This window comes from Microbacterium sp. WCS2018Hpa-9 (assembly GCF_031843745.1).
GTDB lineage: Bacteria > Actinomycetota > Actinomycetes > Actinomycetales > Microbacteriaceae > Microbacterium.
On sequence record NZ_JAVTIY010000007.1, the window covers coordinates 103,857 to 125,967 of the forward strand.

Genomic DNA, 22,111 nt, shown 5'->3' on the forward strand with positions numbered 1-22,111 from the left:
CGCCTCCTGCGAACGAGCGTGCGTCTCAGACCGAGGTCGCGGCGCGCAGCGCGATGCGGATCATGTCGCCGAACGTCTGCTCGCGCTCCTGCGCGGTCGTCTGCTCGCCCGTGACGATGTGGTCCGACACCGTGCAGATGGCCAGGGCCCGGCGCCCGTGGAACGCGGCGAGCGTGTACAGGCCTGCCGCCTCCATCTCGACGCCGAGTGCGCCGTGCTGCACGAACGGCTCGGTGAGCTCGGGGCGCGTGCTGTAGAACTGGTCGCTCGAGAACAGCAGCCCGACGTGCACGGCGGCGTCGAGCGGCTCGGCCTCGCTCGCCTCGACCGCGGCGCGCAGCAGACCGAAGTCCGCGACGGGTGCGTAGTCGAGTCCATGGAAGCGCACTCGGTTGATGCCCGAATCGGTGCAGGCGCCGTTCGCGATGATGATGTCGCGCACCTTGAGCTTCTCTGTCAGCGCACCGCACGATCCGACCCGCACGATCGTCTGCACGTCGTACTCCTCGAACAGCTCGCTGGCGTAGATCGCCATCGACGGCTGCCCCATGCCCGACCCCTGCACCGAGACGCGGTGCCCCTGCCAGGTGCCGGTGTAGCCCAGCATCCCGCGGGTCTCGGAGTACAGCTCGGCGTCGTCGAGGAAGTTCTCGGCGATCCACTTCGCTCGCAGCGGGTCGCCGGGGAACAGGACGACGGGGGCGATCTGACCGGGCTGTGCGGCGATGTGCGTGCTCATGGATTCAGCGTACTGACGCCACTGATGAGGGAACCGATGAGGATGCTCAGCCCTCGCGGCGCCGCACGATCTCGCCGATCCAGATCGGGGCGAACGGCGAGGTGCACCCGGGAGCGGTGGGGTAGTCGGCGAGCACCTGCAGGCGCTCGCCGATCTCCATGGCCCTGGCGCGCAGTTCGGGGTGGAAGATGCCGATGTTCGCGAGCGTCTCGTTCATCGACCACTGCAGCCGCTTCGGCGCATCCACCAGTTCTCGCTCGATCAGGTCGAGCAGGTGCTCGAGGTCGAGGCCCTCGGCATCTTTCGCCACGCGAACGGTCGTGAGCGACCAGGCTGCGGCCGCGACCGTCGGGTCTGGGTCGTCGAACCAGCGCAGTCTCAGCTCTTCAGCGAGCGGAGTCTTCTTGGCGACGTAATTCACGAACCAGTCGTTGACCTTGGGGGCCTGCGTCTGGCGCAGCATCGCGTCGAGCTCATCGGCGGTGAACTCGCGTGGCTTGCAGATGAGCAGGGCGAGCAGGCGGGCGGACGTCTCGCCGGTCTCCCACAGCTCTTTCGCGAGGGGCTGGTCGGTCTTGATGCGTTTGGCGACTGTGCGCAGCCGACTGAGGTTCATGCCGTGGTCGTCGCCGCGCTTCTCGTTGGCGGCACGCATCTTCGGGTCCTCGAGCGCGGCCAGCTCTGCGAGGGCTTCGGGCACGGTCATGGCGGGCATATGAACAGGGTAGGCCTGGAGTGCTTGTCAAGGCCCGGGCTTCTGCGAGCGTCGGGCCCTAATCTCGCATGCACGCAGACCGAACGCCGACGAGAGGAACGCGCATGACCCGCGACAGCAATGACATCAGCACCGAGTCGTCGCCCGGTGCAGAGGAGAACGACAACCTCGGCAGCGAGGACAACAAGGGCGAGCCGGCGACGGCCGTGCCCTCGGGCCCTGCCTCAGACGACGACGGCGACGTGCTCGCCGACGACCCCGAACAGGACTGATGCCGCGACATCGCGTTCACAACTCAGCATCGATCCCGCGAGGCCCCGAGGAATCGCCGCCAGGGTGCCCGTAAGCGGACGAACCTGCTGAGTTGTGAGCGTGCTGCGGCGAGCACAGCGCGCTCACTCCTCGTCGACGAGCTCCCCGCGGATGCGCCGCAGGTCTTCCATCAGCGAGCCGATCAGGATCCAGTGGGTCGATGACGGCGGCCGGATGACGAGCGGCGCCGTGAGCGCCGGGATCGCCGAGGTCAGGGTCTCGGGCTCGGGTGACACGTCGGCGATCTGCACGGCGAGCCGCACGTCGTGCCCCGCACGTCGCAGCTGCTCGGCGATCGCCGTGACGGCAGGCTCCTGGCCGATCGAGTCGTCGTAGTGGTCGAAGTACGCGCGGGTCATGCCGATGGTCTGCGTCACGATCGGCGTCAGCCGCTCGAGCAGTGCCCGCATCTCGCGGAGCTCCTCGCGGTGCGTCGAGCGGCGAGGGTTCAGAGTGAGGGACTCCTCGCCGGCCGCGATCGAGGCCTCTGCGGCATCCTTCATCGGGCGCAGCAGCCGGGCCTCGAGCATGAGCTCCTGCAGCTTCGAAGGCGTCTGCGGTTCGGGCAGCGCGTCGGCCAGCCGGTCGAGGCTCGCGGCGAGCTCGCTGCCGAGCAGCCCGAGATCGCGGCGGGCGGGCGCGACCAGCACCGGGGGCACGATCAGCGCGTTCACGACGATGCCGATGACCACGCCGATGAGGGTCTCGAAGATGCGCGCGATCGCATAGTCGGGGGTTGACCCGAGTGCGAGCACGAGCATCGCCGAGATCGCGACCTGGTTCCCGGTGCCGGGGGTCGCCTTGAACGCCCAGGCGACCAGCATGGCCACCACGATGGCGAGCAGCACGATCCAGCTCGGCGAACCCAGCAGCAGGCCGAGTGCCACCGCGATCACGACGCCGACGATCACGCCGATGCTGCGCTCAAGCGCCTTCGACAGCGACTGGTTGACGCTCGGCTGCACGACGAGCAGGGCCGCGATCGCCGCGAACACGGGCAGCTGCCCCGGAACCACCCACCCGGCCAGCAGCCACGCGGCGATCGTCGCCGCGGCGGACTTCACCACCTGCAGCAGGGGCGAGCGCTTCGAGGCGCGGATCGCGGCATGGATGCGCATGCACTCAAAGCTACTCGCGCGCATGCTCGGTCGCGGCGCCCTCGATGTCAACCCCATCGCGAATCCGAGGCGCATGCAGCTGAATGGGATCACACGAACGACGAACAGTGAGGATCATCACATGGCGCAGATCATCGAGACCATCGACGTACACGTTCCGGTCGACATCGCTTACAACCAGTGGACGCAGTTCGAGAGCTTCCCCCACTTCCTCGACGAGGTCGAGTCGATCGTCCAGATCGACGACACGCACAACCGGTGGACCGTCAAGGTCGGCGGCGCGACGCGTGAATTCGACGCCGAGATCACCGAGCAGCACCCCGACGAGCGCGTCGCCTGGAAGAGCATCGGCGGCGACACCGAGCACGCGGGCGTGGTGACCTTCCACAAGCTCGAGGAGCTCACGACTCGTGTGACCGTGCAGATCGACTGGGAGCCCGAGGGCCTTCTCGAGAAGGTCGGCTCGCTCGTGGGCGCCGGCTCGCACGCGGTGAAGAAGGACCTGAAGAACTTCAAGGAGTTCATCGAGAAGCGCGGCGCCGAGACCGGTGCCTGGCGCGGCGACGTCGACGCCTGATCGACCCCTGATCCGAGGCCCGGCCGGTGGTGCCCCCATCACCGACCGGGCCTCTTTCGCTGCCTGCTCGCAGCCTGCCCCCGGTCGACTAGGGCGCGCTCGCCGCAGAAGATAGGGCATCCTCCCGATGTCGACGTGGCACCTCAGAGCGGAGTGTAGGGACATCCCAACTGAGGAGATGTCATGTACGAGCACCCCTACTTCACCGAGAAGATCACCGAGTACGAGAACGAGCGTCTCGAGCGGGCGGCCGAGCGTCGTCGCTTCCTCGCCGAGCACGCCGACCAGATCGTCCCGCGGGCTCCCGGTCCGGTTGGACGGTTCGGACAGCGGATGCTGCGCGCCATCACCGGTCCGCGATCGACTGCGCCGGATGCCGTCGCAGCCGCCCCGCGCACCGCCGCGACGGTCGCTCCGCGAGCTTCGCGGGTCGCCGCGCCCGCCGAGAAGGCGTCCGCTGCACCAGTCGACCGTCTGGCCGCCGTCGGCTGCGAGCCCGCGGCGGTTCGGTGAGTTCGGCATCCCTGGCACCGGCTGCGTCACCCCGCCTGAATGTCGGAGGAGAGTGGGACGATGAGTCCATGTCACTCTCCGCCGCGAGCGCTGCGATGGTCGGCCGCGAGGCCGAGATCGCAGTCATGCGCGGGCTCTTCGACCGAGTCGTCGACGGGGTGCCTCTCGCGGCGCTCATCGAGGGCGAGGCGGGCATCGGCAAGTCCCGGCTGCTGCGCGAGTTCGGCGCCGAGGTGGTCGATCGAGCCGATGTGCATGTCGGATGGTGTCTAGATCTCGGGGCGTCGCGCACGCCGTTCGGGCCGATCACCGGCATCCTCCGCTCGATCGTCACGCGCATGAGCGCAGACCGAGTGCGCGAAGAGCTGGGCGTCGGCGTCGAGGCTCTGGGAATGCTGCTGCCCGAACTCAATCCCACCGAGCGCTCGCAGACCAGCCCCGACCGGCTGCGCGATGCGATCGCCGCACTCATCGAGGCCGCGGCCGAGCACGCGCCGCAGGTGCTCGTCGTCGAAGACCTGCACTGGGCAGACGAATCGACCCTCGCCCTGCTCTCCTTCCTGCTGCGCACGCTGACCCACGGGCGCATCCTCCTGCTCCTCACCTGCCGCTCCGACGACGTCCGCCGCGGCGACGCTGTCAGTCGGTTCATCGGCGAGGCCACTCGCGCGCGCCTGCTCGAGCGGGTCGCGGTCGAACGGCTCGAGACGTCGGCGGTCCGCCAGCTCGCCGAATCGATCACCGGGCTGCCGCTCACCGACGCGGCGCTCGAGCGCATCCAGGTCCGCGCCGAAGGAGTCCCCTTCTTCGTCGAAGAGCTGGCCGGGTGCTCCTCGGGGCCGCTTCCCGGCAGCCTGCGCGACCTGCTCCTGGCCCGTTTCGACCGACTCGGCGATGACGCGAGGCGGGTGGTGCAGGTGGTCTCGGGCGCCGAGCGCCCGTTGACGCATCCGCTGGTCACCCAGCTCGCAGGACTGCCCGAGGCACGCCTCGATGAGGCGATCCGCGAGGCGACGCTCAGCGGCATCCTCGTCGTCGCCGACGACGACTACCGATTCCGGCACGCGCTGCTGCGCGAGGCCGTGCACGACGATCTGCTTCCGGGTGAGCGGGCGCGGCTGCACCGAGCGTATGCCGAGGCGCTGGAGGAGAACTGCGAAGGCTCCGACACCGCCGACTCGGCCGCGCTCGCCTATCACTGGCAGCTCGCGCAAGACGACCGTCGCGCGCTCGCCGCGGCCGTCGCCGCGATGTTCGACGCCAAGTCGCGGTTCGCGTTCGCGAGCGCCGCCCGCTTCGGCGAGCTCGCCCTCGACCTGTGGATCCAGGTGCCGGATGCCGAGAGCGTGGTGGGTCTCGGTCGGCTCGAGATGCTCCGCGCACTCGGCTCGGTGCTGCGCAACGGCGGCGACGGAGAGCGGGCGCTCGCCGTGGTCAATCTCGCGCTCGACGAGGTCGACCCCGAGACCGTCGATCCCCGCATGCACGCGAGACTGCTGCGCGACAAGGCGTATTACACGATGAATCTCGGCCGCCGCGGCGCGATCCCGCTCTTGCAGGAGTCGCTCGAGATCCTCGACGGGCGGGTCGACGACGATCGACTCCGCGCCTCGATCCTCAACCAGCTGGGCAGTCGGCACATGGTCGCGGGGCGATTCGACGAGGCGATGTCGCTGGCCACCGAAGCCGGCGAGAGGGCGGCACGTGCCGGTTCCGACGACGAGGCATCGATCGCCGCGAATGTGCGGGGCGGATCCAGAGCACAACTCGGCGACCTGGCCGAGGCGCATCGTGAGTATGCGCTCGCGCTCAGCCTCGCGAAGAGCGCCAATCCTGAGCTGCGCTACCGCGTCAACTACTCTGACCTGCTGGCGCTGCTCGGGCGTTACCGAGACGCCGTGGTCGTGGCAGAAGACGGTATGGCGCGGGCAAGGGCCTACGGCGTCGAGCGCACCACCGGCGCGATGATCACGCAGAACATGGCGGTGCCGCTGCTCGAACTCGGTGAGATCGAGCGCGTCGAGGGCATGTTGGCGCGCGAACTCGCCCAAGACACTCTGCGGATCTTCCACATGTACTCCACGATGACGCGGGTTCGGGTGCTGTCGTGGCGCGGTCGACACGAAGAGGCCGCCGAGATCCTTCGCGAATGGCATCCTGCGTTCGCTGAGACGGGTGATGACGAACGGCAGATCTGGTACGACGAGGTCATGATGAGGGTCTCCGTGGCGGAGAGCCGAGGAGACCTCGCGGCGGCGCTCGACGAGATCAGGTGGATGCTCCGCGATTCGGGCCCCGTCTGCCTGCACCAGCGGCGCCTCCTTCTCGAAGCAGGGTGGCTGATCGCTGAGCTTGGATCGTCCGGTGCCGAGCATGAGGCGTCGATCGACGACGCGATCGACGAGGTGCGCGGCGCGTGGCTCGCCCAGCCGGAGCAGCTGCGCGGCGATGCGTGGTGGTCGATTCTCGATGCCCTGCTGGTGCCCTCGATCCCTGCGCTGCGGGCGGCCGTCGAGCTGACGAGTTCAGACGACGTGCCGGTGACCTTCCGTGTGACGACGCGGCTCGTACTCGCGCGGCTGCTGGTCGGGGCAGGAGACCGCGCCGAAGCGGCCGCCGTCGTCGGGCAGGCGCTGCATGAGGCTGAGCGGCTCGGCCACGTTCCGCTCGTGCGCATCGTCAGCGGGTTCGCCGCGGCGGCGGGGCTTTCCGCAGTATCCGCCGTCGGCGGCGCCGAGGCAGATGCCGACCCGCTCACGGCCCGCGAGCGGCAGGTGCTCGACCTGATCGCTGAGGGGCTGAGCAACCGTCAGATCGGTGAGCGGCTCTTCATAAGCGTCAAGACAGTGAGTGTTCATGTGTCGGCCGTGCTGCGAAAACTCGGCGTCAGCACGCGCACCGAGGCGGCGATTCTGCAAAAGAATCCGAACTTCGGGGTTTCAAGTCAGCATGCCGTGGTACGTTGAGCTTGCGCGTATGTCGGACGTTCCGTCACGGCGCAGGCCGCGCAAGCGGCCGTTTGAAAACAGAAAGTAGAAAACACATGGCCACTGGCACTGTGAAATGGTTCAACGCTGAAAAGGGCTTCGGCTTCATCGCTCCCGATGACGGCACGGACGACCTTTTCGCCCACTACTCGGCAATCACCGGCTCCGGTTTCAAGGAGCTTCGTGAGAACCAGAAGGTCGAATTCGACGCTGAGCGTGGCCCCAAGGGCATGCAGGCTGCGAACATCCGCGCTCTCTGAGCGCGAGCAGACTTCCTGAAGCCGGTCGGATCCTCACGGATCCGGCCGGCTTTCTGCATGCCCGGGGGCCTTTCCGACGCGGGCATGATCGGGACGCACCCCGCCGCTCGGTTCCCGCCCGGGGTCAAAACTGCATCTAAACGGGCGCGCGGGGTCAGCTCCGCATCTAAACGGGCGGGCGGGGTCAAAACCGCATCGGAATCGTGCCTGGGGGATGCGTTTTCGACCCCGCACGCGCGGCACGGATGCCGGCGCACGCCCCGACCCGAGATGAGGGTTGCCTAACTTTCTGTTAGATTAGGCGAGGCTTACCAAAGCCTGGCGCCCCTCCGCGCCGCACCCCCCTCATCCCAACCCGAAGGGAATGCCTGTGCGCACCTCTCGTCTTCTCGCCGCCGGTGTCGCCGCGGCCCTCGCCCTCGGCCTCACCGCCTGCGCGACGCCGTCGAACGACTCGGCCTCCGACTCCGCCGGCGGAAACCCCGCTGATGACAGCGCCTTCCCCGTCACGATCGAGCACGTCTACGGCGAGACCACGATCGAGAAGAAGCCCGAACGTGTCGCGACGGTCGCCTGGGCGAACCACGAGGTGCCGCTGGCTCTCGGCGTCGTGCCGGTCGGCATGAGCAAGGCGAGCTGGGGCGACGACGACGACAACGGCATCCTGCCCTGGGTCGAAGAGAAGCTCGACGAGCTCGGTGGCGAAGAGCCCGTGCTGTTCGACGAGGCCGACGGCATCGACTACGAGGCTGTCGCTGACACCGAGCCCGACGTGATCCTCGCCTCGTACTCCGGCCTCACGCAGGAGGAGTACGACACGCTCTCGAAGATCGCTCCGGTCGTCGCGTACCCCGAGGTCGCCTGGGGCACGCCGGTCGAAGAGATGATCGAGATGAATTCGAAGGCTCTCGGCCTCGAGGCAGAGGGCGATGCCCTCATCGAGGATCTGCACGCTGACGCCGAGGCCGCGCTCGAGGCGAACAGCGCGCTCAAGGACAAGAAGGTCCTCTTCGCCTACGTCGACCCGAGCGACCTGAGCCAGGTCGGCTACTACACCGCGATCGACACGCGCCCCGGCTACCTGCACGACGACCTGGGTCTGCCGCTGCCGCAGATCGTCGAGGACAACGCCGACAGCGACGAGTTCTACCTGACGGTCAGCTCGGAAGAGGCCGACAAGTTCGCTGATGTCGATGTCTTCGTGACCTACGGCGACGAGTCGCTCATCGCGACGCTGCAGGCGGATCCGCTTCTGTCGAAGATCCCGGCGATCGCCGAGGGCCGCATCGCGATCCTCCCGGATGCCACGCCGATCGCCGCATCGGCGAACCCGTCGCCGCTGTCGATCCCGTGGGGTCTCTCCGACTACCTCGGCCTGCTGGCGGCACCGCTCGCCGCGAAGTGACCTTCAGGGTCACCCTCGCGCACTGAATTCCCGTGACCGCTGTCACCCTTTCCATGCCGGGCACCGCAGACCTGCGGCGCCCGGCATGGGCGCGCTCACTCTGGCTGCTCGTCGGTCTCGGAGTGCTGCTCGTGCTCTGCATCCTGTCGATCTGCTTCGGCGTGCGCGCCGTGAGCATCGACGACATCTTCGCCGCGCTCAGCGGGCAGGATGACACGCTCGCCCAGGCCGCGATCATCAAGCGCCTTCCGCGCACCGTGCTCGCGATCCTGGTCGGCGCCGCTCTCGCCCTTTCCGGCGCGACGATGCAGGCGGTCACCCGCAACCCGATCGCCGACCCCGGCATCCTCGGTGTCTCGAACGGCGCCTCGCTCGCCGTCGTCATCGGCCTCGCGTTCATCGGCCTCACCGACGCCTACAGCCAGATGGCACTCGCGATCATCGGCGCCGCACTCGCCGCAGCCTTCGTCTATACGGTCGGCTCGCTCGGCCGCGGCGGTGCCACCCCTCTCAAGCTCGCGCTTGCGGGTGCAGCGACTTCCGCAGCATTCGCCTCGCTCATCAGCGCCATCATGCTGCCGCGCGTCGACCTGCTGCAGGCGTTCCAGTCGTGGCAGATCGGTGGTGTCGGCGGCGCCGAATGGCCGCGCATCGCGATCACCGCTCCCGTGCTCGCGCTCGGAGCGCTCATCTGCTTCGTCAGCGCCCGCGGCATGAACTCCCTCGCCCTGGGCGACGACATGGCCAAGGGGCTCGGCGAGCACGTCTTCCGCACGCGCCTCATGTCGGCGCTCGGCGCCGTGATCCTGGCCGGTGCCGCCACCGCGATCGCCGGCCCGATCGGCTTCGTCGGACTCGTCATCCCGCACATGTGCCGGATGCTGGTCGGCACCGATCACCGCTGGCTGCTCCCGTTCTCGGCCGTGGCCGGCGCAGCGCTGCTGCTGGCGAGCGACATCGTGGGCCGTGTGATCGCTCCGTCCTCGGAGGAGATCCAGGTCGGAATCATCACCGCGATCATCGGCGCCCCGTTCTTCATCTGGATCGTCCGCCGCCAGAAGGTGCGTGAATTGTGAGCACCATCCACCGCGGCGCCTCCCAGACCCTGACGGCATCCGACGCACGCCGCGATCAGGTCGCCACGATCGTCGCAGGACGCCGTTCGCGACACCGCCGTCACGCGGTGGCTACCATCGTGCTCGGCGCGATGCTCGTGGTGCTTTTCGCCGTCGCCCTGATGATCGGCAACACGTTCTATCCGCTCGACGAGGTGATCCGCGTCATCCTGGGCGAGACCGTGCCGGGGGCGTCGTTCACGGTCGGCGAGCTGCGGCTGCCGCGAGCGGTGCTCGCCATCCTCTCGGGCTTCGCGTTCGGCATCGCGGGCGTCTCATTCCAGACGCTGCTGCGCAACCCGCTCGCGTCACCCGACATCATCGGCATCTCGAACGGCGCCGGTGCTGCGGCGGTCTTCGGAATCATCGTGCTCTCCGTCAACGGACCCGTCGTGTCGCTTCTCGCGCTGGGCGGTGCGGTCGTGACCGCCGGAGTCATCTACCTGCTGTCGATCAAGAACGGCTTCGCAGGCACACGACTGATCCTGATCGGCATCGGCGTTGCCGCGATGCTGCAGAGCGTCATCTCGTACATGCTGTCGCGGGCGGCGAGCTGGGACATCCAGACCGCCATGCAGTGGCTCACCGGCAGCCTGAACAACGCCTCCTGGGAGCGGGTGATGCCGCTCGCCATCGCCGCGGCCATCATCCTGCCGCTGATGCTCTCGCAGGGCAGGTCGCTGGGGGCGCTGCAGCTCGGCGACGACTCGGCATCCGGTCTCGGGGTGCGCGTCAACGTGACGCGCCTGCTGATCATCCTGGGCGCCGTCGCTCTGCTCGCCTTCGCGACCGCCGCCACCGGCCCCATCGCGTTCGTGGCGTTCATGGCGGGTCCGATCGCCGCCCGCATCACCGGACCCGGCGCGAACCTGCTGGTCCCCAGCGCGTTCGTCGGAGCCGTGCTGGTGCTCGGCGGCGACCTGCTCGGCCAGTTCGCGTTCGGGGATCGCTACCCGGTCGGCGTGATCACCGGCGTGCTCGGCGCTCCGTATCTCATCTTCCTGCTCATCCGCACCAATCGCTCGGGAGGCTCACTGTGACCGAGGCGCACACTCTCACGGCCGAGGCCGTGACTCTGGCCTACGGCGACCGCACGATCATCGACGGCCTCGACCTGGCGATCGCCCCCGGCAAGATCACCACGATCGTCGGAGCAAACGGATGCGGCAAGTCGACGCTGCTGCGCTCGCTCGCGCGTCTGCTCTCTCCGACAGCCGGTCAGATCGTGCTCGACGGCAAGTCGGTGCATGCGCGCCCCACCAAGGAGGTCGCGCGCATCCTCGGTCTGCTGCCGCAGTCGCCCGTCGCGCCGGAGGGCATCGCCGTCGCCGACCTCGTCGGTCGCGGACGGCATCCGCATCAGAAGATGCTGGCGCGCTGGAGCGCCCACGATTACGAGATCGTGGCGGATGCCCTCGAAGCGACCGGCACCACCGACCTCGCCGACCGCAGCGTCGACGAGCTCTCGGGCGGCCAGCGTCAGCGCGTGTGGATCGCGATGGCGCTCGCGCAGGAGACCGACATCCTGCTGCTCGACGAGCCGACCACGTTCCTCGACGTCGCGCACCAGGTCGAGGTGCTCGACCTGCTCACGGACCTGAGCGTCTCGCGCAGCACCACGATCGTCATGGTGCTGCACGACCTCAACCTCGCCGCGCGGTATTCCGACGAGCTCGTCGCGATGAAGGAAGGCAGGGTGCACGCCACCGGCGCTCCGCAGGATGTCGTGACCGCCCAGCTCGTCGAAGAGGTCTTCGACCTCGCGAACCAGATCACCATCGACCCGGTCTCGGGAAAGCCGATGGTCACCCCGATCGGAAGGCATCATGTCCGCTGAGACGACGACCGAACGCCCCACCTACGTGCTGGCCCGCGCCGAGGTGCGCGCGGTCGAACGGGTGTCGCCGAACTTCGTGCGCGTCACCTTCGGCGGTGACGACCTCTTCGAGTTCGGCACACCGGGCGACACCTTCGACTCTCGGATCAAGATCGTGTTCCCGCCGGCATCCGGCATCCTTCCCGAACTCGATCGCGAGACTGACGACTGGTGGGGTTCGTACCTCGCGGTGCCAGAGGGCGAGCGTGGATCCATGCGCACCTACTCGGTGCGCGCGCTGCGGGTGACCGATGCCGGCACCGAGCTCGACGTCGACTTCGTGCTGCACCTTGCGCCCGGGCTCACGGGCCCCGCGTCGAGGTGGGCCGATGCGGCCGCCGCCGGCCAGGAGCTGTTCATCGTCGGACCGCGTCGCGGGGTCGCTGCGGCGGCGCACGGCGGTGCCGAGTACGAACCCGGCACTGCTGCGTCGGTTGTTCTCGCCGGTGACGAGACCGCGGCTCCCGCGATCGCCCGCATCCTCGAAGACGCCCCGAGCGACCTCCGAGGCTGCGCGTTCATCGAAGTGCCGTCGCCCGCCGACATCCTGCGCATCGACGCTCCCGCTGGCGTCGAGGTGCACTGGCTGCCCCGAGATGCGGGCGAGCCCCATGGCGTTCGGCTCATCCCCGCCGTGCTCGAATACCTCGGCGATGCCGACGCCGCCGACGAGATCGACGTGAAGGACATCGAGTCCGAGGACCTGCTCTGGGAGACCCCCGACTACTCGGGCCTCGGCGAGGAGATCGCGGCGGCGGATGCTCCCGCCGAGCGCTACTTCTGGATCGCCGGCGAGAGCGGCGTCGTCACGACGCTGCGGCGCCACCTGGTCAAGGATCTCGGCATCGACCGCTCGCAGGTCGCCTTCATGGGCTACTGGCGTCGCGGCGTCGCCATGCGCGGCTGAGTCGCCGAACGGCGGAAAAGTGCTAGACACGAGGGCATGGACGACTATCCGGTCACACATGAACTCGGTCGCATCGACGTCGTCACGCTCGTCGACGCTCCTGCGCTCAGCCGAGACGTCGCCCTCGATATCGAGGCGGTGCAATCGGCGTGGCCTGCGTTCGAGCGGGCCTTCGATTCGCTGCAGGGGCGCAGGATGCTGGGGCTCGTCTACGGAGGCAACGCGGTATATCGCCTGGCATGCGTGCGCCTGGCGAGAGACGCCGAGAACGCACTCGGCCTGGACGAGACGACGATCCCCGGCGGGGACTACCTGCGGTTGCGACTGCGCGGTGAGGCGCCGGATGTCTATGGGCAGATCTCGGATGCTTTCGATGTGCTGTTCGCGCGCGCAAACCATGACGCCGAAAGGCCGCACATCGAGGCCTACCGCCGCGAGGGCGAAGTCGACTGTCTCGTGCCGATCAGCTCGCAGCGCTGACGCTGGGGTCTGTTGCTGGCGACTCCGCTCGCGCGCGTGAGCAATCGCACTCCGAGTCCTGGAGATCCGTCTCGGCAGAGGTCAGACTGAGCGCATGGAGTACGCCGGAGTAGTGCCGATGGACGCCCCGACCCGAGCATCGAGTCCGAAGCTCGCGTGCGCGCGCTCTCCTTCCCGGTGTTCCAGCTGCGACCGCAGCCGTCGCTCACGCGGATACCGGGCGCCGGTTTCATGGAGATGGGAACGGGCGTGCGGGCGGGAACGGGCGCGCCAATGGGAGTGGCCGAGTCGTCGGTGTCGCTCAACTACACGCTGTGGAGGCATCCCGACGACCATTCCGACCCTCGAAACGAGATCGAGTTGGACCCCGGCCTTCGGCGGTCGATCGACGAGGAACCGCCGTGGGGTCGTCCGGCGTGGCTGATCGAGCGGGCTCAGCTGCTCAAGTACCCGATGCTCTGGGAGGCGGTGCGCACCAGCTGGCAGGCGTCGCCCGATCCCGAGCGGCATTCGCTCTCGCAGCAGCTGGTCGACCACGCCAATCACGTATTGCGCAACAGATTCCGTGAGGATCTCGGACTCCCCGACCTGCCGAGCGAGGGCGACGACGGCGGCTGGGAGGCGAAGACATCGACGGCGAGGGATGCCGTTGTCACGGTCGACGGCCAGAATCGATCGGGCGTGCAGATCGACACCGATCCCTTCGTCTACGCGGTCGGGTTCCGCGTCGACGAGCACGTGGTCTGCACTGTCGTCGTGCCCCGCGACAGCCTGCCCCTGATCGACCTTGCCGTCACGACCTTTCAGTGAGTCGAACCCTCAGACGGGCCTTTCGCATCGCGACGGATTGACCTGGTGGCGCACGAGCGTGCCGCGTCGTAGCATCCCAGTGGAATCGTTCGACGACGAGGAGGCCGTCCATGACGCAGCACACGCTCGAGCTACCGGAGGTCGATCTGGTCTATGACGTGCACGGGCCGCTGCCGACTGCGGACGGTCGCCCTCCGCTGATGATGATCGGTCAGCCGATGGACGCGAGCGGATTCCAGGCCCAGGTGGCGCTGTTCGACGATCGCACCGTCGTGACCTATGACCCACGAGGGTTGGGCCCGAGCGCGCGCAAGGACGGCGGCGTCACGAACGAGCCGGAAACCCAGGCCGAGGATGTCCACGCGGTCATCGAGGCGCTCGGCGCAGGCCCCGTCGACATGCTCGCGAGCAGCGGCGGTGCGGTGACCGCACTCGCCCTGGTCACGGCCCACCCGCACGACGTCGCGACTCTGGTCGCACACGAGCCGCCGATCGACAGTGTGCTGCCGGATGCCGACGCTGTTCATCGTGCGCGGGTTGCCTACACGCAGGTGTATCAAGACAGGGGCTCGGGAGCCGGAATGGCGGCGTTCATCGCGATGACCTCGTGGGAGGGCGAAGTCACCGATGAGTTCCTCGCGCAGCCGGTGCCCGACCCCGCGGCATTCGGAATGCCGACTGACGATGACGGTAAGCGCGACGACCCGCTGCTGTCGGAACTGTCGTGGGCTGTGCCCCTCTACGTTCCGGACATAGAGGCGCTGAGGGCCGCGCCTACGCGGATCGTCGTGGCGGTCGGGGAGGAGTCACTGAAGGTCTACACCGGTCGCACCGCGATCGCCCTGGCCGAGCAGCTCGGCCAGCAGGCGACGGTCTTCCCCAGCCATCACGGCGGCTTCATGGGCGGCGAGTTCGGCTACGCCGGCCAGCCCGAGGCCTTCGCTGCCAAGCTCCGTGAAGTGCTGGACCAGGCGTAGACCCGGAGTGGCGGTGCCAGACGAACGCAGACGACGCTGCTCCACCTGGCACCGGATGCCGGAACAGAGCACGAATTCCGCCGTGAGGTGTCAACTGAACGCGGGTTCAACCAATACTCACGCGCTCTCGCGCACCACGAGCTCGGTGTCGAGGATGACCGAGCGGGGGGATGCCCCGGCGATGACCTCGAGCAGCACGGCGACCATCTTCGCGCTGATCTGATCCCACGGCTGGCGCATGGTCGTGATCGGCGGCTCATGGGTCGCCGCGAGGCCCGAGTCGTCGAACCCGGCGATCGCGATGTCCTCGGGCACGCGGCGGCCGGCACGGCGGGCGGCGGCGATCGCCCCGGCGGCCATCCGGTCGGATGCCGCGAACACGGCGTCGACGTCGTGCTCGAGCAGCCTGGTCATGGCGGCCTGCCCTGATTCGTACGAATAGTCGCCCACCTCGACCAGGGTCTCGTCGAACTGCTCACCGAGCTCTTCGCGGAAGCCGACCAGGCGGTAGCGCCCGCCGGGGGTGTCGTCGGGGCCGGTGATCATGCCGATGCGGCGGTGGCCCTGCGCCACGAGGTGCGCGGCCATCGTGCGGGCCGAGGCGACCTCGTCGACCGAGATCGTCGAGAGCTCTCGTTCGTGTCCGAGGGGGAGACCGCAGCAGACGGTGGGGATGCCGACGTCGATCAGCTGATCGAGCAGCGGGTCGGACTCATGCGATGAGATCAGCATGACGCCGTCGACGTGACCGGCGCTGAGGAACTGGGCGACGCTCTCGCGCTCGGCGGGCGTTCCGGCGACCAGCAGCACCAGGGTCATCGACCGCTGGGCGAGGGCTTCGGCCGCTCCGCGCAGCAGCAGGGCGAAGGTCGGGTCGTCGAACAGCAGCTGCTGCGGCTCGGTCAGCAGAAAGGCCAGTGAACCGGCGCGGCCCGTCGCGAGACTGCGCGCGTGATGGTTGGCGGTGTAGCCGGTGGCGAGGATCGCCTCTTCGACGGCCTGTCTGGCATCGGGGGACACCCAGTGCCCGCCGTTGATCACACGCGAGACCGTGCTGCGGGATACCCCCGCCTGCGCCGCGATCTGGCGGATCGTCGGCTTGCGCTTCGCGCTGACATCACTCATCGCCTGTGACTCTACCCACAGCATCCCGTCCAGCGGTAGTCCAACCTGGGACCGGTCTCAGTTCGGTAACGGCGGTTGTAATCGACGGCGAACCTGGGGTAGAACTGAGACCGGTCCCAGTCAGTCTCATGAGTCAGTCTCATGAGTCAGGCTGAGACCGGTCCCAGTCGAATGAGCGACAGCACGGCGGGACCCGCACCACGACCACACCGACCCGATGGAGTGCCGATGACCTCGCCCCACGCCTGGCCTGAGCTGCGCGGAATCGCCTATGGCGGCGACTACAACCCCGAGCAGTGGTCACCTGAGACGTGGCGCGAAGACGTCATCCTGATGCGCCAGGCCGGGGTCAACCTGGTCAGCGTCGGCATCTTCTCGTGGGCACTCATCGAGGTCGCCGAGGGCGAGTTCGACTTCGCCTGGCTCGACGAGCTGCTCGACCTGCTGCACGCGAACGACATCAAGGTCGACCTGGGCACTCCCACGGCATCCCCGCCGGCGTGGTTCTTCGCGAACCACCCCGACGCTCACGTGATCGATCGCGAGGGTCGCACCATGGGCTTCGGCTCGCGCGGCATGGCGTCGCACTCGTCCCCCGCCTACCGCGAGGCGATCGTCCGGATCGCGGATGCTCTCGCGGCGCGCTATGCGCAGCATCCGGCCGTCGTGCTGTGGCACGTGCACAACGAGTACGGCGTTCCCGTCGGCGAGGACTACTCGCCGAACGCGGTCGCCGCCTTCAGGCTCTGGCTCCAGGAGAAGTACGGCTCGCTCGACGCGTTGAACAGCGCGTGGGGCACCGCCTTCTGGGGTCAGCACTACTCGACGTGGGAGCACATCGGCGCCCCCGCGATCGCTCCGAGCGTCGTGAACCCGGCCCAGCGCCTCGACTTCGCGCGCTTCACCGATCACCAGCTGCGCGCCTGCTTCATCGCCGAGCGCGACGCGATCCGCGCCCACACCGATCAGCCGGTCACGACGAACTTCATGGCCAACCAGAGCTGGACCACAGACCTGTGGGCCTGGGGCCGCGAGGTCGACATCGTCTCTGACGACCACTACCTGTGGGCCGCCGATGAAGACGCGCACATCGGGCTCGCGATCGCAGCCGACCTCAGCCGCTCGGTCGGCGGCGGCAAGCCGTGGATCCTCATGGAGCACTCGACCTCGGCCGTGAACTGGCAGCCGCGCAACATCGCCAAGCGCCGCGGCGAGATGAAGCGCAACTCGTTCACGCACCTCGGCCGCGGGGCCGACGGCATCCTGTTCTTCCAGTGGCGCGCGGGCCGTTCGGGCGCCGAGAAGTTCCACTCCGCGATGCTGCCGCACGCCGGCACCGAGTCGCGGGTCTTCCGCGAAGTCGTCGATCTGGGCGCAGCGCTCGGTCGCCTCGACGAGGTGCAGGGCACCACGGTCAAGGCCGATGTCGCGATCCTCTGGGACTTCGAGTCGTTCTGGGCACAGGACCTCGAGTGGCGCCCCTCCGAAGACGTCACGCACGCCGCCCAGGTGCGCCGCTTCTACGAGCAGCTGTGGCGCGACGGCATCACGGTCGACTTCGCTCTGCCCGGGCAGGATCTCTCGGGCTACCGCCTGGTGGTCGCTCCGGCGCAGTACCTGCTCAGCACCGCGGATGCCGCGAATCTCACCGCCTACGTCAAGGACGGTGGCACGCTGCTCGTGTCGTTCTTCTCGGCGATCGTCGACGAGAACGACGCCGTGCACGCCGGTGGCTTCGTCGCCCCGCTGCGTGACGCGCTCGGCCTCACGGTCGAAGAGTTCCTGCCGCTGCGCGAGGGCGAGAGCCACGGACTCGACTGGGTCGATCACGAGGGCATCGTCGCCGACGTCTGGCAGGAGGACATCGCGCTCGAAGGAGCCGAGGTCGTCGCCAACTTCTCGGGCGGACCCGGCGAGGGCGAGCCGGCCATCACGCGCCACCGCCACGGAGCGGGCACCGGCTGGTACGTCGGCACCCGGCTGGACGCGGCCGGAATGCGCGCACTCCTGCACGAGGTCTACGCGGATGCCGAGGTCACCCCGTCGGGCGTCGCCGAAGGTCTCGAGGTCATCACCCGTCACGGCGCAGACGCGGTCTACCGCATCGCCGTGAACCACCGTGATGACGACGTCGAGCTCGAAGCCGCAGGCGTCGAGCTCCTCAGCGGCGCCGAGATCTCGGGCGCCCTGACGATCGCGGCGGGCGGCGTCGCCGTCATCCGCACCTCCCACTGACCGCACGACCAGCACGACCCGCACCACCTCGCACCACCCTGCACCACCATTCACCCGGTCGCGATGACGCGCAGCGCATCGTCGGCCACGACAGATAGGAAAACGCATGCGCAAGCACATCGGAGTCGGCGCACTCGCTCTGGCCGCGGCCGTGGTCCTCGCGGGCTGCTCCGCCGGCGCACCCGAAGGCGGCGACGACGCCGCATCGGGCGACGGCGCTGAACTCGTCATCTGGACGGATGCGGAGCGCGAAGCGGCGATCACCGCAGCCGCCGAGGCGTTCGAAGAGGAGACCGGAGCCAAGGTCACCCTCGTTCAGAAGAACTTCGAAGACCTCCGCAACGACTTCATCGCGCAGGTCCCGACCGGCGAGGGCCCCGACATCACGGTCGGCGCCCACGACTGGCTGGGCGCGCTGGTCGCGGCCGGCGTCGTCGACACGATCGACCTCGGCGACAAGGCGTCGGAGTTCGAGCAGGTAGCCCTCGACGCGATGACCTACGACGGCCAGCTCTACGCGATGCCGTACTCGCTCGAGACCATCGCCCTCGTGCAGAACGTCGACCTCGTCGGTGCAGAGGCTCCGGCCACCTGGGACGACATGATCGCGAAGGGTGTCGCTGCCGGCACCGAGCGCCCGTTCGTCATCAACACCGGCGGCGAGACCGGCGACGGATACACGATGTACGGACTGCAGACCTCGTTCGGCGCCCCCGTCTTCGTGCAGGACGACACCGGCTCGTACACGAGCGAGGTCGGCATGGGCGGAGCACCCGGCGAGGCATTCGCCAGCTGGCTCGGCGCCAACGGCTCGAACGGCACCGGCTACATCTCGACCACCGTCGACTACGACATCAACAACGAACTGTTCGCGTCGGGCAAGGCCCCGTACACGATCCAGGGTCCCTGGGCGATGAGCTCGTTCGAGGGCCTCAACGTCGCCGTGAACCCGATCCCGTCTGCGGGTGGTGAGGCCGCAGCGCCGTTCGTCGGCGTGCAGGGCTTCTACCTCTCGAGCAAGAGCAAGAACGCTCTCCTCGCCCAGGAGTTCCTCGTGAACTACCTCGGCACCGAAGACGCGCAGCGCGCTCTGTACGAGGCCGACCCGCGAATCCCCGCGTGGTCGACTCTCGCCGAGGAGGTCTCTTCCGACCCGATCACGGCCGGTTTCGTGGCATCCGCTCAGTCCGGCGTCCCGATGCCGTCGATCCCCGAGATGGGCTCTGTCTGGGATCTGTGGAACGCCGCGCAGGCGCAGATCATCAACGGCGCCGACCCCGTGTCGACGTGGAACACCATGGTCACCGACCTCGAGACGACTCTCGCCGGTTGATCCTGCCGGATGGGGAGGGGCCCGAACCCCTCCCCATCCTGCGATCCGCAGACAGGACGCACACATGACGATCCAGGCACCTCCGGCCGAGGCCCCCACCCCCGTGGTGAAGCCCTCGCGCGAATCCCATGCCCGCCGCTTCCGCGGCCTCGGCTGGGGCTTCCTCATCAAGCTCGCCCTGATGGCGTTGGTCAACGCCTTCGGTATCATGACCGCGATCTCGGCCTGGAGCGCCGAGTCGTGGATCGTCCTCGGCGTCGTCGTGCTGCTTGTGATCATCGCCGACTGGGTGTACTTCACCCGCAAGGCGCTGCCGCTGAAGTATCTGCTGCCCGGGCTGATCTTCCTGCTCGTCTTCCAGGTCTTCATCTTCGGCTACACGGCGTACATCGCCTTCACGAACTACGGCACCGGCCACGTCGGCACGCAGGAGCAGGCGGTCGAGGCCGCCCTGATCCAGGGCGAGCGTCGCATCGAGGGCTCATCGGACTACCCGCTGTCGATCGTGCAGCGCGGCGAGGAGCTCGGCTTCGCGATCGTCGATGAAGACGGCGACGTGCAGGTCGGATCCGCGACCGAGCCGCTGAGCACCGCATCCGATGCCGAGATCGGCACCACCGGCGCCCCGAGCGAGGTGCCCGGATGGACTGTCGTGCCCCGGGCGACCGTGCTGACCGACCCGACACTCGGAGCGACGATCAAGGACCTCAGGGTTCCGGTCTCGGACGACCCGAACGACGGCTCGATCCGCACCCGGGAGGGGTCGACCGGCTCGGTCTACGAGCCGACCCTGGTCTGGGATGCCGAGGCGCAGACGATCACCGACACACAGTCGGGCACGGTCTACACGGCCACGGATCTCGGCGCCTTCGTCGCCGAAGACGGCACGGCGCTGCCCACGGGCTGGTCGGTCAACGTCGGCTTCGCGAACTTCCTGAAGCTGTTCACCGATGCGAACCTCGCCGGCACCCTGCTGAGCGTCACGGTGTGGACCTTCGCCTTCGCGATCCTGTCGGTCGTGCTCAGCTTCGCCGTCGGACTCGGCCTCGCGATCGTCTACAACGACCCCCGGGTCAAGGGTCGCCGGTTCCTGCGGGCGCTGTTCATCCTTCCCTACGCGTTCCCCGCGTTCATGGCCGCGCTGCTGTTCCGCGGCATGTTCAACGCCGAGTTCGGCGTGATCAACGACCTGTTCTTCTTCGGCTCGCAGATCAACTGGCTCGGCGACCCGTGGCTGACCCGAGCCGCGGTGATCTTCGTGAACGTGTGGCTGAGCTACCCGTACTGGTTCCTCGTGTGCACGGGCGCGCTGCAGTCGCTGCCGGGCGAGACGCTCGAGGCCGCCGAGATCGACGGCGCGAACAAGCTGCAGCGTTTCCGCGCGATCGTGCTGCCGCTGCTGCTCGTGTCGACCGCACCCCTGCTGATCGCCTCGTTCGCGGTGGCGTTCAACAACTTCACCGTGATCTACACCTTCAACAACGGCGGGCCGGCCATCGCCGGCGCTCCGTATGCACTGGGCTCGACCGACATCCTCGTCTCGGCCATCTACGACGTCTCTGGCGTCTCGGGTGGTGCGGCCGACTACGGCCTCGCGAGTGCACTGTCGATCATCGCCTTCATCGTGGTCGGTCTCATCTCAGCGCTGAGCTTCCGACAGACCCGCAAGCTCGAGGAGTACCAGTGATGAGTGAGACAAGAGTCATCGTGACCGGTTCATCGAAAGAAGCGGATGCCGCGCGCGCAGGCGCCAGACGGCGTCGGTGGTGGGGCGAGGTCGGCTGGAAGTACATCCTGGCTGCGGGCGTGCTGTTCTTCGCCGCGTTCCCCCTCGTCTACGTGCTGTCGGCATCGCTCAACCCGAACGGCAGCCTCGCGGCATCCAGCGCTCTGTTCAGTGCGTTCGACCCGGCGAACTACATCGCCCTCGGCGAATCCCGCTACTGGGTGTGGTTCGGCAACACCCTGCTGATCGGCGGCGTGACCGCGGTCGGCTCGGTGCTGATGGGCGCCTGCGGTGCCTACGCGTTCTCGCGCTTCCGCTTCAGCGGGCGACGCGCGAGCCTCACCACGCTGCTCGTGCTGCAGATGTTCCCGCAGGCGCTGGCCTTCATCGCGATCTTCCTGATGCTGCAGACCCTCGGCGACGTGGTTCCGGCACTCGGCATCAACTCGAAGATCGCTCTGATCTGCGTGTATCTCGGTGGCGCACTCGGCGCGAACACCTTCTTGATGTACGGCTTCTTCAACACGATCCCCGTCGAGATCGACGAGTCGGCGAAGATCGACGGCGCCAGCCATGCGCAGATCTTCTGGCGGCTCATCATGCCGCTGGTCGTGCCGATCCTCGCGGTCGTCGCACTGCTCGCGTTCCTCGCGGCGTTCGGCGACTTCATCCTGTCGAAGATCATCCTCACCTCCGAGGACAACTGGACCCTCGCCGTCGGCATGTACCAGTGGGTCTCGAACCAGCTGACCTCGCGCTGGGGTCTGTTCGCCGCCGGCGTCGTCGTCGCCGCCGTGCCCGTGCTCGCGCTGTTCTTCTCGCTGCAGAAGTACATCGTCGGCGGGCTCACCCAGGGATCCGTCAAAGGCTGATCCTCTCTTCCTGCACCACTCGAAAGGCC

21 protein-coding genes are annotated in these 22,111 nt (G+C 68.1%); 17 read left to right on the plus strand and 4 right to left on the minus strand.

Annotation, left to right across the window (positions count from 1 at the left end; translation table 11 throughout):
• Positions 1-25 precede the first annotated feature (25 nt).
• Positions 26-739, minus strand: coding sequence for a purine-nucleoside phosphorylase (deoD, locus tag RQG82_RS15215; protein WP_311259841.1), 714 nt, complete (start codon positions 737-739; stop codon positions 26-28).
• Positions 740-785: 46 nt separating this feature from the next.
• Positions 786-1,454, minus strand: a complete 669-nt coding sequence (locus RQG82_RS15220) for a DNA alkylation repair protein (protein ID WP_311259842.1) — start codon at positions 1,452-1,454, stop codon at positions 786-788.
• 104 nt (positions 1,455-1,558) lie between these two features.
• On the opposite strand from RQG82_RS15220, the gene RQG82_RS15225 reads away from it, so the two are divergent.
• Entirely contained in the window at positions 1,559-1,726 is a 168-nt protein-coding gene (locus RQG82_RS15225; protein WP_181164294.1) for a hypothetical protein, read from the plus strand.
• Positions 1,727-1,849: 123 nt separating this feature from the next.
• Here the strand turns inward: RQG82_RS15225 and RQG82_RS15230 are convergent, their stop codons facing one another.
• Entirely contained in the window at positions 1,850-2,884 is a 1,035-nt protein-coding gene (locus RQG82_RS15230; RefSeq protein WP_311259843.1) for an FUSC family protein, read from the minus strand.
• Positions 2,885-3,005: 121 nt separating this feature from the next.
• On the opposite strand from RQG82_RS15230, the gene RQG82_RS15235 reads away from it, so the two are divergent.
• The 12 genes from RQG82_RS15235 to RQG82_RS15290 all read left to right on the plus strand — a co-directional run bounded on the left by RQG82_RS15235 (position 3,006) and on the right by RQG82_RS15290 (position 14,791).
• Positions 3,006-3,461 (plus strand): SRPBCC family protein, encoded by a 456-nt coding sequence (locus RQG82_RS15235; RefSeq protein ID WP_311259844.1) that lies wholly within the window; start codon positions 3,006-3,008, stop codon positions 3,459-3,461.
• Between the two features lie 183 nt (positions 3,462-3,644).
• Complete coding sequence (locus RQG82_RS15240; protein ID WP_311259845.1) at positions 3,645-3,974, plus strand: hypothetical protein; 330 nt, start codon at positions 3,645-3,647, stop codon at positions 3,972-3,974.
• Positions 3,975-4,042: 68 nt separating this feature from the next.
• Positions 4,043-6,940, plus strand: a complete 2,898-nt coding sequence (locus tag RQG82_RS15245) for an AAA family ATPase (protein ID WP_311259846.1) — start codon at positions 4,043-4,045, stop codon at positions 6,938-6,940.
• A gap of 77 nt (positions 6,941-7,017) precedes the next feature.
• Complete coding sequence (locus tag RQG82_RS15250) at positions 7,018-7,221, plus strand: cold-shock protein (protein ID WP_042538190.1); 204 nt, start codon at positions 7,018-7,020, stop codon at positions 7,219-7,221.
• A gap of 370 nt (positions 7,222-7,591) precedes the next feature.
• Positions 7,592-8,626: an iron-siderophore ABC transporter substrate-binding protein gene (locus tag RQG82_RS15255; RefSeq protein WP_311259847.1), complete on the plus strand. Its 1,035-nt coding sequence runs from the start codon at positions 7,592-7,594 to the stop codon at positions 8,624-8,626.
• 53 nt (positions 8,627-8,679) lie between these two features.
• Positions 8,680-9,702, plus strand: a complete 1,023-nt coding sequence (locus tag RQG82_RS15260) for an iron ABC transporter permease (RefSeq protein WP_311259975.1) — start codon at positions 8,680-8,682, stop codon at positions 9,700-9,702.
• Positions 9,699-10,781 carry a FecCD family ABC transporter permease gene (locus RQG82_RS15265; RefSeq protein WP_396653630.1) on the plus strand — a complete coding sequence of 361 codons (1,083 nt, stop codon included), beginning with the start codon at positions 9,699-9,701 and terminating at the stop codon, positions 10,779-10,781. Before RQG82_RS15260 ends, RQG82_RS15265 begins: the two co-directional genes overlap by 4 nt.
• Positions 10,778-11,578, plus strand: coding sequence for an ABC transporter ATP-binding protein (locus RQG82_RS15270; protein ID WP_311259848.1), 801 nt, complete (start codon positions 10,778-10,780; stop codon positions 11,576-11,578). Before RQG82_RS15265 ends, RQG82_RS15270 begins: the two co-directional genes overlap by 4 nt.
• Entirely contained in the window at positions 11,568-12,524 is a 957-nt protein-coding gene (locus tag RQG82_RS15275) for a siderophore-interacting protein (protein WP_311259849.1), read from the plus strand. The genes RQG82_RS15270 and RQG82_RS15275 overlap by 11 nt, the downstream gene beginning before the upstream one ends.
• A gap of 36 nt (positions 12,525-12,560) precedes the next feature.
• The gene (locus RQG82_RS15280; protein WP_311259850.1) at positions 12,561-13,004 is read left to right on the plus strand and encodes a GyrI-like domain-containing protein; all 444 of its coding nucleotides are present in this window, start codon (positions 12,561-12,563) and stop codon (positions 13,002-13,004) included.
• A gap of 156 nt (positions 13,005-13,160) precedes the next feature.
• Positions 13,161-13,814 carry a hypothetical protein gene (locus RQG82_RS15285; protein WP_311259851.1) on the plus strand — a complete coding sequence of 218 codons (654 nt, stop codon included), beginning with the start codon at positions 13,161-13,163 and terminating at the stop codon, positions 13,812-13,814.
• Positions 13,815-13,924: 110 nt separating this feature from the next.
• Positions 13,925-14,791, plus strand: coding sequence for an alpha/beta hydrolase (locus RQG82_RS15290; RefSeq protein ID WP_311259852.1), 867 nt, complete (start codon positions 13,925-13,927; stop codon positions 14,789-14,791).
• Positions 14,792-14,908: 117 nt separating this feature from the next.
• Here RQG82_RS15290 and RQG82_RS15295 read toward each other — a convergent pair whose 3' ends face one another.
• Entirely contained in the window at positions 14,909-15,916 is a 1,008-nt protein-coding gene (locus RQG82_RS15295) for a LacI family DNA-binding transcriptional regulator (RefSeq protein WP_311259853.1), read from the minus strand.
• Between the two features lie 228 nt (positions 15,917-16,144).
• On the opposite strand from RQG82_RS15295, the gene RQG82_RS15300 reads away from it, so the two are divergent.
• The 4 genes from RQG82_RS15300 to RQG82_RS15315 all read left to right on the plus strand — a co-directional run bounded on the left by RQG82_RS15300 (position 16,145) and on the right by RQG82_RS15315 (position 22,082).
• On the plus strand, positions 16,145-18,151 hold the full coding sequence (locus RQG82_RS15300) for a beta-galactosidase (protein ID WP_311259854.1): 2,007 nt from the start codon (positions 16,145-16,147) through the stop codon (positions 18,149-18,151).
• 106 nt (positions 18,152-18,257) lie between these two features.
• Positions 18,258-19,484, plus strand: coding sequence for an extracellular solute-binding protein (locus tag RQG82_RS15305; protein WP_311259855.1), 1,227 nt, complete (start codon positions 18,258-18,260; stop codon positions 19,482-19,484).
• 64 nt (positions 19,485-19,548) lie between these two features.
• The gene (locus RQG82_RS15310) at positions 19,549-21,171 is read left to right on the plus strand and encodes an ABC transporter permease subunit (protein ID WP_311259856.1); all 1,623 of its coding nucleotides are present in this window, start codon (positions 19,549-19,551) and stop codon (positions 21,169-21,171) included.
• Positions 21,171-22,082, plus strand: a complete 912-nt coding sequence (locus RQG82_RS15315; protein ID WP_056510605.1) for a sugar ABC transporter permease — start codon at positions 21,171-21,173, stop codon at positions 22,080-22,082. Before RQG82_RS15310 ends, RQG82_RS15315 begins: the two co-directional genes overlap by 1 nt.
• The last annotated feature ends 29 nt before the right edge of the window (positions 22,083-22,111 follow it).